Annotated in this window: 16 protein-coding genes; 14 read left to right on the top strand and 2 right to left on the bottom strand. The window is 63.8% G+C overall.

The window, feature by feature from the left end; genetic code table 11:
* The first annotated feature begins 78 nt into the window (after positions 1-78).
* The 12 genes from XH79_RS07565 (at position 79) to XH79_RS07620 (ending at position 10,766) form a co-directional block, all read left to right on the top strand.
* Positions 79-561 (top strand): hypothetical protein, encoded by a 483-nt coding sequence (locus tag XH79_RS07565; RefSeq protein ID WP_271581252.1) that lies wholly within the window; start codon positions 79-81, stop codon positions 559-561.
* Positions 562-1,048: 487 nt separating this feature from the next.
* Positions 1,049-2,047, top strand: coding sequence for a P-type conjugative transfer ATPase TrbB (gene trbB, locus XH79_RS07570; protein WP_271581253.1), 999 nt, complete (start codon positions 1,049-1,051; stop codon positions 2,045-2,047).
* Positions 2,044-2,385, top strand: a complete 342-nt coding sequence (locus tag XH79_RS07575; RefSeq protein WP_271581254.1) for a TrbC/VirB2 family protein — start codon at positions 2,044-2,046, stop codon at positions 2,383-2,385. The genes trbB and XH79_RS07575 overlap by 4 nt, the downstream gene beginning before the upstream one ends.
* Entirely contained in the window at positions 2,385-2,660 is a 276-nt protein-coding gene (locus tag XH79_RS07580) for a VirB3 family type IV secretion system protein (protein ID WP_271581255.1), read from the top strand. Before XH79_RS07575 ends, XH79_RS07580 begins: the two co-directional genes overlap by 1 nt.
* Before the next feature lie 7 nt (positions 2,661-2,667).
* Complete coding sequence (trbE, locus tag XH79_RS07585) at positions 2,668-5,106, top strand: conjugal transfer protein TrbE (protein WP_271581256.1); 2,439 nt, start codon at positions 2,668-2,670, stop codon at positions 5,104-5,106.
* Positions 5,103-5,861, top strand: a complete 759-nt coding sequence (gene trbJ / locus XH79_RS07590) for a P-type conjugative transfer protein TrbJ (RefSeq protein ID WP_271581257.1) — start codon at positions 5,103-5,105, stop codon at positions 5,859-5,861. The genes trbE and trbJ overlap by 4 nt, the downstream gene beginning before the upstream one ends.
* A gap of 10 nt (positions 5,862-5,871) precedes the next feature.
* Entirely contained in the window at positions 5,872-6,192 is a 321-nt protein-coding gene (gene trbK-alt / locus XH79_RS07595; protein WP_271581258.1) for a putative entry exclusion protein TrbK-alt, read from the top strand.
* The gene (trbL, locus tag XH79_RS07600) at positions 6,189-7,550 is read left to right on the top strand and encodes a P-type conjugative transfer protein TrbL (RefSeq protein ID WP_271581259.1); all 1,362 of its coding nucleotides are present in this window, start codon (positions 6,189-6,191) and stop codon (positions 7,548-7,550) included. Before trbK-alt ends, trbL begins: the two co-directional genes overlap by 4 nt.
* A gap of 3 nt (positions 7,551-7,553) precedes the next feature.
* The gene (trbF, locus tag XH79_RS07605; RefSeq protein WP_442869926.1) at positions 7,554-8,243 is read left to right on the top strand and encodes a conjugal transfer protein TrbF; all 690 of its coding nucleotides are present in this window, start codon (positions 7,554-7,556) and stop codon (positions 8,241-8,243) included.
* A complete protein-coding gene (gene trbG / locus XH79_RS07610) occupies positions 8,240-9,319 on the top strand; it encodes a P-type conjugative transfer protein TrbG (protein WP_271581260.1) in 1,080 nt (359 codons plus the stop codon). Before trbF ends, trbG begins: the two co-directional genes overlap by 4 nt.
* On the top strand, positions 9,310-10,512 hold the full coding sequence (locus XH79_RS07615) for a TrbI/VirB10 family protein (RefSeq protein ID WP_271581261.1): 1,203 nt from the start codon (positions 9,310-9,312) through the stop codon (positions 10,510-10,512). Before trbG ends, XH79_RS07615 begins: the two co-directional genes overlap by 10 nt.
* Positions 10,509-10,766 (top strand): DUF2274 domain-containing protein, encoded by a 258-nt coding sequence (locus tag XH79_RS07620; protein WP_271581262.1) that lies wholly within the window; start codon positions 10,509-10,511, stop codon positions 10,764-10,766. The genes XH79_RS07615 and XH79_RS07620 overlap by 4 nt, the downstream gene beginning before the upstream one ends.
* Here XH79_RS07620 and XH79_RS07625 read toward each other — a convergent pair.
* Positions 10,730-11,641: a LysR family transcriptional regulator gene (locus XH79_RS07625; RefSeq protein ID WP_271581263.1), complete on the bottom strand. Its 912-nt coding sequence runs from the start codon at positions 11,639-11,641 to the stop codon at positions 10,730-10,732. The genes XH79_RS07620 and XH79_RS07625 overlap by 37 nt on opposite strands.
* A gap of 413 nt (positions 11,642-12,054) precedes the next feature.
* A complete protein-coding gene (locus tag XH79_RS07630; RefSeq protein WP_333938844.1) occupies positions 12,055-12,336 on the bottom strand; it encodes a helix-turn-helix domain-containing protein in 282 nt (93 codons plus the stop codon).
* A gap of 427 nt (positions 12,337-12,763) precedes the next feature.
* Here XH79_RS07630 and XH79_RS43090 point away from each other — a divergent pair, with 427 nt between their 5' ends.
* The gene (locus tag XH79_RS43090; protein WP_333938846.1) at positions 12,764-12,997 is read left to right on the top strand and encodes a winged helix-turn-helix domain-containing protein; all 234 of its coding nucleotides are present in this window, start codon (positions 12,764-12,766) and stop codon (positions 12,995-12,997) included.
* Positions 12,901-13,452, top strand: a 552-nt coding sequence (istA, locus tag XH79_RS07635) for an IS21 family transposase (protein WP_271581265.1), incomplete at its 3' end; no start/stop codon positions are given. The genes XH79_RS43090 and istA, both read left to right, overlap by 97 nt.

A 13,452-nucleotide genomic window follows, 5' to 3' on the forward strand; every position in this document is an offset into this window, starting at 1 on the left:
CGTCGATCCGAAACTCCTGCCGGAGCTAATCTGACCGCCAGACCCAACCGGTCAAAATCACTGTGCAGAGCAACTAGCATGCTGCCAGCGACCGCGGCGACGTTCGCGAAGACGCTCGGCAAGACCGCGATGGTCGGCGAGCCGCGTGCCACGCACCGGCGAACTCGTCGGCCCTATAAGACCAGAGTTCGCATGCCGTCCAAGCTCGACCCGCATATTACCGCGATCGAAGCGTGGCTCGCAGAGCAGCCGCAGCTGACGGCGCTCGCAATTGTCGGCCGGCTGCGCGAGAAATACCCCGAGGAGTTCGGAAAGAGACAGCATTCGATTGTGCAACGTCTGCTGAGGGCGCTCAGACGGAGGGCTGCCGAACGGTTGGTCGCCCAGGGCCCGCTCGACGACGCCACGACCGCTGCCCCAATGCCCGGGGTTGTGGACGGCTCGGGCTATGTAGGGCCCGACCCGCCCACAGCCCCTCTCGTCGAGCAAGCCGGGAAAGCCATCTGGCGCGACCGATTAATCGACATCGGATCGTCATCGGCAATGGCGCCATCACGGTAACATTCGCAGATGCGGCAATACGAGGTACTAGCTGGAGGAATGGGGGTGGACCGCGGCCAATGCGCAGCTTGGGTGCGCCCGCTACATCGGTGACCTTGGAACCCAGCGTGAGACTCCGCCGTGAATTCTTCGCTCGACGGCGCCTTTTGCGGTGTTTGCTGTGGCTGACGAGATTTGCGGCCTGGCGCCGGCGCTGGTCGGATCTGACCCCATGTTCGCCGTTGAGCTAGTGGGTGGCCCGCTTGGCGGCGTGCTCCTACGAGAGGCGCGCCGGATGAGCCGACGCGGAGCCTCAGGCATCGGAAGCGGGCCTGACGAACGTATAGCCGACCTTGAGCAGCACGCTTTCGATGCAGCAAGTATTTTTTCGCTGCTCTATGCCGGATCCCTACAACGAAGGAATACTTGTTGAACTAAGCCATTTCCTGCCTTTTCTATCCATCCCCGTTGCTGATCGCTTGCCGCGGTTGGCTTTCGGGGGACGATCGTGGCGGGCACTTCACTCCATTCGGAAGCGTTCTCGCGTGGCGCGCGCATGCTACGCACTGCGCTTGGCCCCGCGATCGCAGCCTTCCTTGAAGATTCGTCCATCGTCGAGGTGATGCTCAACCCCGATGGCCGGCTCTGGGTCGACCGGCTGTCCGGCGGCCTGGAGGATACCGGACGAACGATGTCCGCGGCCGACGGCGAGCGGATCGTGCGCCTGGTCGCGCACCATGTCGGCGCTGAGGTGCATGCCGAGAAGCCGCGCGTCTCGGCCGAGCTTCCCGAGACGGGGGAGAGGTTCGAGGGGCTTCTCCCGCCCGTTGTGGCGGCGCCGGCCTTTGCGATCCGCAAGCCCGCTGTCGCTGTTTTCACGTTGGATGACTACGCGGCGGCCGGCGTCATGACGGCCGGGCAGGCGCGCGCGCTCCGAGAAGCCGTCGCCGCCCGCAAGAACATCCTGGTCGCCGGCGGCACCTCGACCGGCAAGACCACGCTGACGAACGCACTGCTGGCCGAGATCGCTGGCACCACCGATCGCGTCGTCCTGATCGAGGATACGCGTGAGCTGCAATGCCGCGCGCCGAATCTGGTCGCGCTGCGTACCAAAGATGGTGTCGCGTCGCTGTCTGACCTGGTTCGGTCCTCCCTGCGCCTGCGGCCCGACCGGATTCCGGTCGGCGAGGTCCGGGGCAGCGAAGCCTTGGAGCTCCTCAAAGCCTGGGGCACGGGCCACCCCGGCGGGGTCGGAACGATTCATGCGGGCACGGCGCTGGGCGCCCTTCGCCGCCTCGAGCAACTCATCCAGGAAGCCGTCCTCACCGTTCCCAAGGCACTGATCGCCGAGACCATCGATCTCGTCGCGGTGCTGCGCGGCCGCGGCAGCGAACGCCGCCTCGCCGAACTTGCTCTCGTCGCCGGCCTCGATCCCGCCACCGGCGACTACCGCGTCCAGTCCGCCGAGGCGGGCGGCCAATCCTCGCATGCCAAGGACCCATCATGATCCAGCTCCCTCTCGCGATTAGTCACGTTCACCGCCGCTTCAACGAGTTCGCTGCGTTAGCCTTCATCTCCATCGCTTTTTCTCCCGCGGCCTATGCCTCCGGCTCCTCGATGCCGTGGGAGACGCCGCTCAACCAGATCCTGGAGTCGGTGCAAGGTCCAGTCGCCAAGATCATGTCGGTCATCATCATCACCGTGACCGGCCTGACGCTCGCCTTCGGCGATACGTCCGGCGGCTTCCGCCGGCTGATCCAGATCGTCTTCGGCCTGTCCATCGCCTTCGCTGCGTCGAGCTTTTTCCTGACGTTCTTCAGCTTCTCCGGCGGAGCCTTGGTTTGATGGCCGGCATCGTCGATCCAGAAGTGCCGGCCTTCTTCGCGCCGGTCCATCGCGCGCTCACCGATCCGATCCTGATGGGCGGCGCGCCCCGCACGGTTGCGATCGCCAATGGCACGTTGGCGGCGGCAATCGCGCTCGGCCTCCACCTCTGGATCCCCGGCGCGCTGATTTGGGCTGTGGGCCATGCCGCGGCGGTCTGGGCCGCCAAGCGCGATCCGCGGTTCGTGGACGTCGTGCGGCGTCACCTCCGCTATCCCTCTTATCTCGGCGCGTGACGCTTCCATGCTGAACCTCGCCGAATACCGCAACCGGCCTCACAGTCTCGCCGACTTCCTGCCCTGGGCCGCTTTGGTCGAGAAGGGCGTCGTCCTCAACAAGGACGGCGCGTTCCAGCGCACGGCGCGCTTTCGCGGCCCGGACCTCGACAGCGCGACGCCTGCCGAACTGGTCGGGGTGACGGCCCGCCTCAACAACGCACTCCGCCGTCTCGGCTCAGGCTGGGCGATCTTCGTTGAGGCCCAGCGCATCGCCGCTCAGATTTATCCGCACAACACCTTTCCGGACGTCGCATCCGCGCTGGTCGATCTGGAGCGGCGGGACGCTTTCGAGGAGGCAGGCGCGCATTTCGAGAGCCGGTATTTCCTGACCTTCGTCTGGCTCCCGCCGGCGGAGGACGCCTCGCGTGTCGAGGGCTGGCTCTATGAGGGCCGCGCGCAGGGCGGCGTCGATCCTCACGAGCTGCTGCGCGGCTTCGTCGATCGGACCAACCGCGTCCTGCAACTGGTTGAAGGGTTCATGCCCGAAGTGGCATGGCTCGATGACGGCGAGACGCTGACCTACCTGCATTCGACCATCTCGACCCGCCAACAGCGCGTCCGTGTTCCCGAGACGCCGATGCACCTCGACGCGTTGCTCGTGGATGAGCCGCTCGCCGGTGGCCTCGAGCCGCGCCTCGGCAACCATCACCTTCGCACGCTCACCGTAGTCGGTTTTCCGACCGCGACCCATCCCGGAATCCTCGACGAACTGAACCGGCTTGCCTTCCCCTACCGCTGGTCGACCCGCGCGATCCTCCTCGACAAGACCGAGGCGGTAAAACTGCTGACCAGGATCCGCCGCCAGTGGTTCGCCAAGCGCAAGTCGATAGCCGCGATCGTCAAGGAGGTGATGACCAACGAGGCCTCGACGCTGGTCGATAGCGATGCGGCGAACAAGGCCGCTGACGCCGATCTTGCTTTGCAGGAACTCGGCACTGACGACGTCGGCCAAGCCTACGTCACCGCGACGGTCACTGTCTGGGACGAGGATCCCGGCCTCGCCGCTGAGAAGCTTCGCCTCATCGAGAAGGTGATCCAGGGGCGCGACTTCACCTGCATGCCGGAAGGGGTGAACGCGCTCGAAGCCTGGCTCGGCTCGCTGCCGGGGCACGCCTATGCCAATGTCCGCCAGCCGCCGCTTTCGACATTAAACCTGGCCCACATGATTCCGCTGTCCGCAGTCTGGGCCGGGCCAGACCGCGATGAGCATTTCCGCAGCGCCCCGCTGTTCTTCGGCAAGACTGAGGGCTCGACGCCGTTCCGCTTCTCGCTGCATGTCGGCGACGTCGGTCACACCCTGATCGTCGGCCCGACCGGCGCCGGCAAGTCGGTGCTGCTGGCGCTAATGGCGATCCAGTTCCGCCGCTACCGGAAGAGCCAGATCTTCGCCTTCGATTTCGGCGGCTCGATCCGCACAGCGGCGCTTGCCATGGGCGGCGACTGGCACGACCTCGGCGGAAGCCTGTCCAACAGCGCCGAGGACTCCGTCTCTCTTCAACCGCTCGCCCGTATCGGCGATGCGGCCGAGCGCGCCTGGGCGGCCGAATGGGTGGCCGCGATCCTCGCCAAGGAAGGCGTCACCATCGATCCGACGGTGAAGGAGCACGTCTGGTCGGCGTTGACGTCACTAGCATCCTCGCCGGTCGAGGAGCGCACGATCACCGGCCTGACGGTTCTCTTGCAATCGACGGCGCTGAAGCAGGCGCTGCAACCTTATTGCGTCGGCGGCTCCTCCGGCCGCCTGCTCGACGCGGAAGCCGAGCAGCTCGGCTTTGGGTCGGTGCAGGCGTTCGAGACCGAGGGCTTGATTGGTGCTGGCGCGGCACCTGCCGTCCTTACCTACCTCTTCCATCGCATCGAGGGTCGGCTCGACGGCCGGCCGACCCTCCTCATCATCGACGAGGGCTGGCTCGTCCTTGACGATCCAGCCTTCGCGCAACAGCTCAGGGAGTGGTTGAAGACGCTGCGGAAGAAGAATGCTTCCGTCGTCTTCGCCACCCAATCGCTCTCCGACATCGACGGCAGCAACATCGCACCCGCGATCGTCGAGAGCTGCCCGACGCGCATCTTTCTGCCAAACGAACGCGCGATCGAGCCGCAGATCACCGCCATCTATCAGCGCTTCGGCCTAAACGATCGCCAGATCGAGATCATCGCGCGGGCGACGCCGAAGCGAGACTATTACTGCCAGTCCCGCCGCGGCAACCGGCTCTTTGAGCTCGGCCTTGGGCCGGTCGCGCTCGCCTTCTGCGCTGCGTCCTCCAAGGCCGACCATGCCGCCATCGACCGGCTGCTCGCCGAGCACAGCCGCGACCACTTCACGGCCGCCTGGCTCGCCGATCACGAGCTGCTCTGGGCCGCCGATCTCATCCCCGACCTGACAAACCTGGAGGCTCAATCATGACCGCTCTTGAAGTGCGGCGCGCTGGCTTGGCCGCTGCGACCGCTCTCTCGCTTGCCTTGTCGATCTCCTCCCTTTTGACGAAGCCAGTGTTGGCGCAGTGGATCGTCTACGACCCCTCCAATTTCAGTCAGAACGTGCTGACCGCGGCGCGCGAGCTGCAGCAGATCAACAATCAGATCCAGATGCTGAACAACCAGGCCCAAAGCCTGGTGAATCAGGGAAAGAACCTCGCCAACCTGCCGTTGTCGACGTTGACCCAGATTCAGGCACAGGTTGCCCGAACCCAGTCGCTGCTGAGCCAGGCCCAGAACATCGCCTTCAACGTCGAGCGCATCCAGACGGCGTACTCCACGACATACGGTTCGGCGGCGGCCACGGGTTCCAATGCGACAATGTTTGCCGCGGCTCAAACCCGCTGGCAGAACTCGGTCGGCGCCTTCGAGGACTCGCTGAAGGTGCAGGCCGGCGTCGTCGGCAACATCTCGACCAACTCCAGCGCAATGAGCTCGCTGGTCACCGCCAGCCAGTCGGCAAGTGGCGCCCTGCAGGCCGCCCAGGCCGGCAACCAGCTACTCGCTCTGCACTCGCAGCAACTTTCCGACCTTGTCGCGGTTCTGGCCGCGAAGGGGAGGGCCGACGCGCTGGAGCAGGCGCGCGTGACGGCCGCCGAGTCGCAAGGTGCCCAGCAATACAAGATCTTCTCGACACGCAGCGGCTACCAGCCCGGCAACGTCACCATGTTCAGGGGCAACTGAGGCACTGACCATGGAGCGCTCGGATATCCTTCGCGCAGGCGCGATGATCGTCGTGTTTGTGATTTTCCTCGCCGCGCTGCACGTCATCCATCGGCGTCCGGCCGAGCGGCCGGTATCCGACGCCCCCTCTGCCTCCGCTCCCGATGACCTCTCGGCCGAGCTGCTCCGCTGCGCCGAGCTTGGACCCCAGGATGCCGAAGATCCGCACTGCCAGGCGGTTTGGAAGGAGAACCGCGCGCGCTTCTTCGGTAGGCCGGCGCGGCCACTTCTGCCGCAAGCCGCGCCGGCCACACAGCCGACGACCAACGTCACGCAGGGAGAGAAGCGATGAACAACGTCGGCGTCATCGACACCTTCCTCAATACCTTCACCACCTACATCGATTCGGGTTTCGGTCTGATCAAAGGGGAGGTCACGTATTTGTCGTCGACATTGATCGTCATCGACATCACGTTGGCCGGCCTGTTCTGGGCCTGGGGCGCTGACGAAGACATCCTCCAGCGGCTGGTGAAGAAGACCCTCTACATCGGCTTCTTCGCCTTCATCATCACCAACTTCACCAAGCTCTCAGGCGTCATCTTCAATAGCTTCTCTAGCCTCGGCCTGAAGGCCGCCGGCTCGTCGATCTCGACCGCGGACTTCCTGCGGCCCGGCCGGCTTGCGCAGGTCGGCCTCGATGCCGGGCAGCCGTTGCTCGACTCCGCAAGCCAGATGATGGGCTTCACCAGCTTCTTTGCGAACTTCGTTCAGATTGCCGTGCTGATGGTGTCCTGGCTTCTGGTCCTGATCGCCTTCTTCATTCTGGCGGTGCAGCTGTTCATCACGCTGCTCGAGTTCAAGCTGACGACGCTCGCCGGTTTCATCCTTATTCCGTTCGCGCTGTTCAACAAGACCGCCTTTCTCGCAGAGAAGGTGCTGGGCAATGTCGTTGCCTCCGGCGCAAAGGTCATGGTGCTCGCCGTCATCGTCGGCATCGGCACCGGGCTCTTCTCCCAGTTCACCACCGCCTATGCCGGCGGGCAACCGACCATCGAGCAAACGCTCTCTGTCGTGCTCGCGGCGCTCGCCATGCTCGGGCTCGGCATCTTCGGTCCCGGCATCGCCAGCGGTCTTGTTTCCGGGGCGCCGCAGCTTGGCGCGGGCGCTGCCGTCGGTACGGGCCTTGCCGTCGCTGGTACGGCGATGGTCGGCGGCGCGGCGCTCGGTCTGGCCGGAAGGGGAGCGATGGCCGCGACCTCTGGTGCTGCGCCCGCTGCGCGTGGTGGTGCGGCGATGGCCGGCGGCATGTCCTCCGGCTACAGCCTTGCATCGGCCGGTCGGTCCGGCGCTGGCGGCGTCGCATCTGGTCTCGGTGGCGCGGGCCGGGCCGCGGCCAGCGCCGCGGCAGCGCCCGTCAGACGCGCCGCTTCGCAAGCGGCAGGGGCGATCAGGGAGAGCTTCACGTCCGGTGCCCGAGCCGCCGTCGCCAACACGGGTGGCTCCTCAACGATGGGGACCATCGGGAGTGGCGAGGCCACAAACGATGGCGCCGCCTCAAAAGCGCGGAGCGAGAGCGGTCCGCCCGCCTGGGCCCAACGCGTCAAGCGCAATCAGACCGTCATTCACGGCGCTCAGACAGCCGCGCAAGCCCTCAAATCCGGCGACAGCCATAGTGGCGGCCACTCCGTCGATCTCTCGCAAGGAGAATAACCTATGTCGATCTTCAGCCGATCGTCGGTCCGCTACGGCCGCACACCCGAACCCGAAACACCCTACCAGCGCGCAGCGCAAGTCTGGGACGAGCGCATCGGCTCGGCCCGTGTGCAGGCCAAGAACTGGCGGCTGATGGCGTTCGGTTCGCTGATCCTCGCTGGCGGCCTTGCCGGCGGGCTCGTCTGGCAATCCACGCACGGCACCGTCGTTCCCTGGGTGGTGCAGGTCGACAAGCTCGGCGAGGCGCAAGCCGTGGCGCCCGCCACCGCCGACTACAGGCCAAACGACCCGCAGATTGCCTGGTATCTCGCCCACTTCATCCAGATCGTTCGCTCGCTTCCGGCCGATCCAATCATCGTGCGGCACAACTGGCTGCAGGCCTATGATTTCACGACGACGGCGGGTGCGGCGGCGCTGAACGACTACGCCCGCGCCAATGACCCCTTCGCAAATCTCGGCAAGCAGCAGGTCGCGATCGACGTCTCCAGCGTCATCCGCGCCTCGCCCGACAGTTTTCGCGTCGCCTGGGTCGAACACCGCTTTCAGGATGGGGCGCTCGCCGGCACCACGCGTTGGACCGCGATCCTCACCATCGCGATTCAGCCGCCCACCGACGCCGATCGGCTTCGCAAGAATCCACTCGGCATCTACGTCAACGCCATCAACTGGTCAAAGGAGCTGGGACAATGACCCCGCCGATTTTCTCGAGAGCCGGCGATCCGGCTTCGCACTTTTCCATGGCTCATCAAAGCCGGAAAGACGGCGATACGTCTTTCCGTAAACCCGCCTTTGCGGCTTTGCTGATGGTTGCATCGGCGCTTGGCGGCTGCGCGCATAATTTCATCCCGCCAGACATCAACTACGATAGCGCGGAGCCCGCGATGCTCACCGCCGATCCGCCGGCCCCCGTCAAAATCGTGGAGTTGCCCCAGCCGCTGCCGCTGCCCGGGCAGTTGAAACCGCTAGCCGCGGGCAAACACGTCCCGGAAGCCGCCGATCCGAAGGTTCGCGTCAAACAGGCCAACGCGGCAGCACGGGTGCAGCCGGTTCGCAACGGCTTCATCAACGCGGTGCAGGTCTATCCTTTCTCGGGCGGTGCTCTCTACCAAGTCTATACGGCGCCCGGCCAGATCACCGACGTCGCCCTTCAGGAGGGCGAGCAACTCGTCGGTTCCGGTCCGGTCGCCGCCGGTGACACTGTGCGCTGGATCATCGGTGATACCGAGAGCGGAGCAGGCGCGACCAAAAAGATCCACATCCTGGTCAAGCCGACGCGGCCGGAATTGGTCACCAATCTCGTGATCAACACCGACCGGCGGACCTACCTTCTCGAGCTGCGTTCGACGGAAAGGACCTACATGGCCTCGGTCTCCTGGCAGTATCCCGAGGACCAATTGATTGCGCTTCGGCGGCAGAATGCGGCCGCTGAAACAGCAGCGCCCATTGCAACTGGCGTCGATCTCGCCGCGATCAACTTCCGCTACGCGATCGAGGGCGACGATCCGGCTTGGCGTCCGCTGCGTGCGTTCGACGACGGAAACAAAGTCTACATCGAGTTTCCGAGCGGCATCGTCCAAGGCGAAATGCCGCCGCTGTTCGTCATTGGTCCGGCCGGCGGGTCCGAACTGGTGAACTACCGCGTCAACCGCAACTACTACATTGTCGATCGCCTGTTCGCTGCCGCCGAATTGCGTCTTGGCGATAAGGACAGCGAGCGGCGCGTGCGCATTGTCCGCACCGACGGAAGGCCGCGCTCATGGCGATAGATAGCGAAAACGAACATCAAAGCGACATCCCGCCCGTTGCGCCGCCGCACCTTCGGCTTCGAGGCGAGCGGCCCCGTGTCACACGGCTCTCGCGCAAGGTCCTGATCGGCCTCGGTGCGGTGTCGGCCCTCGCGGTTGCGGGAGCGCTCGGCTACGCGCTGCAGACCGGCAATAAGCAGCCAACCGGGCAAGAGCTGCTCAGCACCCAGAACAGGCCTTCGGCCGAGGGGCTGGCGGGCTTGCCGAAAGACTATACCGGTCTGCCGCGTCAAGCGCCACCTCTCGGGCCGCCGCTGCCCGGCGATCTCGGCAAGCCGATGTTCAACGCCGGCGCGGTGCCGAACACCATGGCGGCGCTGTCGGATCCGGAGACGCAGCACAGATCCCAGGAAATCGAGGCGGCGCGGGTCAGCCGCCTTTTTGCCCAAACGGTTCAGCAACCGCAGAGCGCAAACCAACTCATCCCGAACACCGTCGCGGGCACCACGACCACCCCGGCCGCGACATCGCCCGTCGATGCCGAATCCGCCCAGAACATGCAGGACCGCAAGACGGCCTTTCTCAATGCTCCGACAGACAAGCGCACCGTCAGTCCGGATCGGCTTGAGGCCAAAGCCTCTCCCTATGTCGTGCAAGCCGGCACTGTGATCCCGGCCGCGCTTATCACAGGCATTAGGTCCGATTTGCCTGGCCAAGTCACTGCTCAGATCACTGAGGCGGTCTGGGACAGCCCGACCGGCAAATATCTCTTGATCCCTCAGGGTGCGAAGCTGATCGGCCAATACGATAGCTCCGTTGCGTTCGGCCAGTCCCGCATCCTCCTGGTCTGGACTCGCATCATCATGCCTGACGGCAACTCGATCGTGCTGGAGCGCCAGCCCGGTGCTGACACGGGTGGATACGCTGGACTCGAGGATGAGGTCGACAATCATTGGGGCATGCTGTTCAAGGCCGCTGTCCTCTCGACAATGCTCAGCGTCGGAGGCGAGGCGGGCACGAGCCAGAATGAGAACAACCTGGTTCAAGCGATCCGCAGCGGTGCGTCCAACAGTATCAGCCAGACCGGCCAGCAGATCGTGCAGCGCCAGCTCAACATCCAGCCGACGCTGACCATCCGGCCGGGTTTCCCGGTGCGGGTCATCGTTACGCGGGATTTGGTATTGGCTCCGTACGGAAAGGGAGGAACGCCATGACGAAGCTCAAGCTTGGGCCGCTCGAAGACCACAAGCCGGTCAAGCTCACGATCGAGTTGCCGGCGGCGGTCTTCAGAAACCTCAAAAGCTACGCCGAGATTCTGACGCGCAGCGGAGGCGCGACGACGCCAACTGAGCCTGCCAAATTGATTGCGCCGATGATCGAGCGTTTCATGGCAACTGATCGCGCGTTTGCCAAGGCCCGGCGGAATGTTGCTCAGCCTGCACAAACAGCAGTGGAAAGATCCGGGTAGCGCTCGCGAAGTAGGTCCAGAAACGGACGCAATGATGGATTTCCGTTGGCCTTCCGCCAATAGGCGTGAAAGCTCAGCCGCGTCGGTCCGTTGGTATCATGCACCTCGCGGAAGGTGACACCCGGATAGGATGCGCCAGTTGCACTTTCCAATGCAAGCAGAATACCCCAGCCCACACCCACCAAAGAGAGAAGCCTGTCGAGCCCCACCTCATGCCGAAGCAGCGTACAAGGATCGGAAGGTCCTAATTTGCTGATGAGGAGCTTGAGGAGTTCCGGTCCAGGGCCACGCTGTGACATCAAAAGTGGTTCGCGCCTCAGTTCGCCCCAGTGAACTACGTCACGGCCGGTCAGAAGATGGTTCGCGGGGAGGGCGGCAACAACACGCTCGCTCCAGAGCAGCAATGACCTGTCGCTCCATTTCGGATTGGGCTCGGCCACGATGGCGACGTCAATGGTGGAGCTGGCTAGGTGCGCAATCAGATGATCGCTTGCTTCCTCGACCATCCGTCGGTCGACATCGGGAAAGCGGTCCCTGTGCTCGAGGAGTGTAGCTCTGAGATTGCCGGCTGAGAGGGAGGTGTGAATGCCGACGGTCAGCCGACCACTCACGCCGCGGGAGCGGCTCCTGAGACGAGCCGTCATTGCTTCAGCTTCGCGTAGGAGGCGCCGTGCATCCTCAAGGAAGTCTTGACCCTCCACGGTTGGTCGCGTTCCGCCGTTGGTGCGCTCGAAGAGCTTGCTACCCACCGCGTGCTCGAGATTTTGAAGGCAGCGACTGAGCGTTGGCTGCTTGATTCTGAGCGTCTCTGCCGCTTGGCGGAGGCTTCGATGCTGGGAAACGGTGATTGCCCACCGCAAATCGCGAAATTGCACGGTCGAAGCGCACCCCCCTAACTCGCGCGGTTTGGTCCAATGCCATCGCGGTTGCGACCAATCGCAAATTCAGCTTGCCAGTGGAATGTGCTTCCGAATTAATTGCAAGCAATGTTTCACTCGAAATGGGTAGAACTGGGAACATCCATTTTCGTGGCCCCGTCCTGTGCGAGACTGCCCAGGCCACTCACTTGCCGCCTGCGGTCCAGGACAGCGCGCGACCAAACCGACGGCGGTGAGTCTCTGACAGTTTATGGTGGGTGTCTGCCTTTGACCAAAACTCACCAGCCACATGAAGGCGAGCAACGCACTCGGTCCGATACCCCTTTTGCTGACGTTCGGCCGCTAAACATAGCCTTATCGGACGAGTTCGGTGTTCTAAGTCCCGTTCAGTGGATGCGCAAATGCCGTAGTTATTTCTTCCTGCGACGTGGACGCGTTGCCTTGCGATTTTTAGGCAAGGTCTTGGCAAACCTTGCACCTTTTGGCGGCCGAGCAAACAAATCGGACAAATGGACGCCCAGCGTTTCGGCTATGCGGTCGAGAAGATCAATTGTCGGGTTCTTCGACTGCCGCTCCAGACTACTCATGTAGGACCTGTCAATCCCGGCGTCGTAAGCCAATTTCTCTTGCGAAATTCCTTGGTCTACGCGGATCCGACGAACATTCCAGGCTACAATCGCACGAGTTTTCATAGGCCAACTCATGCCATTTGAGGAAGGCGTCAAACCACGGGCTATAGCCCTACTATTGGCTCTTTCTCGGCGTGCCTCGACGTTATCTGATCTCAAATTCAGCCGCGCCTGGAATCGATGCCATCATCATACTTGGGCAGGTCGCTGCGATTTAGTGTTGCCCTTTGCGTGTTCCACCCGATCGTGATCACGGATTCCAGGCCATCGTGATCACCCATTCCAGAGCATCGTGATCACCGTTTCCAGCTGATCATGATCGCTATTTCCAGCGATCATGATCAGGGGACAACCAGGAGGCGCGCACCGCTGACAGTCTGCAACCGGGGTAGCTCGGTCTTTTGCTCAACAGCAGAGGATCGAGATGCCGACAGAGAGACTGTCCATGCGCCACATTCGCGAAGTTCTACGCCTGCACTACAGCGTCGGCATGTCGCAACGCGCCGTTGCCCGCAGCCTGGGCCTGGGCCTGGGTACGGTCAGCAAGTACGTCAACCGAGCCCGCCGCGCCGGTCTGACCTGGCCGTTGCCAAGGAGCTGGATGACGACGTCCAGCTCGAGTGCCGCTTGTATCCGCCGCCCTCCGATCGCCCCAGCGAGGAGCGTCCGCAGCCGGATTGGACGCTCGTGCATCGCGAGCTGCGGCGCCGGAACGTCACGCTGATGCTGTTGTGGGAGGAGTATTGCGACGCAAACTCCGACAGCTTCAGCTATGCGTGGTTCTGCGAGCGCTACAGGGAATGGGCCGGTCGCCTCAAGCCGACCCTGCGTCAAGTTCATATCGCCGGCGAGAAGCTGTTCGTCGACTATTCCGGCCACACCATGGAGGTGGTTGACGGGCTCTCCGGTGAGGTGCGCAGCACGCAGATCTTCGTCGCCGTGCTCGGCGCCTCGAACTACACCTACGCCGAAGCCAGCCTCAGCCAGAGCCTGCCGGACTGGATCGCCTCGCACGTTCGGGCATTTGCCTATTTCGGCGGCGTGGCCCGGCAGACGGTGAGCGACAATTTGAAGGCCGGCATCACCCGGGCCTGCTTTCACGAGCCGATGGTCAACCGGACCTATGCCGATCTCGCCCGCCATTACCGCACCGCCATCGTTCCGGCGCGGCCGTATCAT

Source organism: Bradyrhizobium sp. CCBAU 45389, from assembly GCF_028128625.1.
Taxonomy (GTDB): domain Bacteria; phylum Pseudomonadota; class Alphaproteobacteria; order Rhizobiales; family Xanthobacteraceae; genus Bradyrhizobium; species Bradyrhizobium liaoningense_B.

Bases quoted from the DNA above. Each gene is read 5' to 3' on its own strand.
- XH79_RS07575 (WP_271581254.1), top strand. From the start codon at position 2,044: ATGATCCAGCTCCCTCTCGCGATTAGTCACGTTCACCGCCGCTTCAAC.
- XH79_RS43090 (WP_333938846.1), top strand. From the start codon at position 12,764: ATGTCGCAACGCGCCGTTGCCCGCAGCCTGGGCCTGGGCCTGGGTACG.
- trbL (WP_271581259.1), top strand. From the start codon at position 6,189: ATGAACAACGTCGGCGTCATCGACACCTTCCTCAATACCTTCACCACC.
- trbF (WP_442869926.1), top strand. From the start codon at position 7,554: ATGTCGATCTTCAGCCGATCGTCGGTCCGCTACGGCCGCACACCCGAA.
- trbK-alt (WP_271581258.1), top strand. From the start codon at position 5,872: ATGGAGCGCTCGGATATCCTTCGCGCAGGCGCGATGATCGTCGTGTTT.
- XH79_RS07630 (WP_333938844.1), bottom strand. From the start codon at position 12,336: ATGAAAACTCGTGCGATTGTAGCCTGGAATGTTCGTCGGATCCGCGTA.
- XH79_RS07565 (WP_271581252.1), top strand. From the start codon at position 79: ATGCTGCCAGCGACCGCGGCGACGTTCGCGAAGACGCTCGGCAAGACC.
- trbG (WP_271581260.1), top strand. From the start codon at position 8,240: ATGACCCCGCCGATTTTCTCGAGAGCCGGCGATCCGGCTTCGCACTTT.
- XH79_RS07620 (WP_271581262.1), top strand. From the start codon at position 10,509: ATGACGAAGCTCAAGCTTGGGCCGCTCGAAGACCACAAGCCGGTCAAG.
- trbJ (WP_271581257.1), top strand. From the start codon at position 5,103: ATGACCGCTCTTGAAGTGCGGCGCGCTGGCTTGGCCGCTGCGACCGCT.
- trbE (WP_271581256.1), top strand. From the start codon at position 2,668: ATGCTGAACCTCGCCGAATACCGCAACCGGCCTCACAGTCTCGCCGAC.
- XH79_RS07580 (WP_271581255.1), top strand. From the start codon at position 2,385: ATGGCCGGCATCGTCGATCCAGAAGTGCCGGCCTTCTTCGCGCCGGTC.
- XH79_RS07615 (WP_271581261.1), top strand. From the start codon at position 9,310: ATGGCGATAGATAGCGAAAACGAACATCAAAGCGACATCCCGCCCGTT.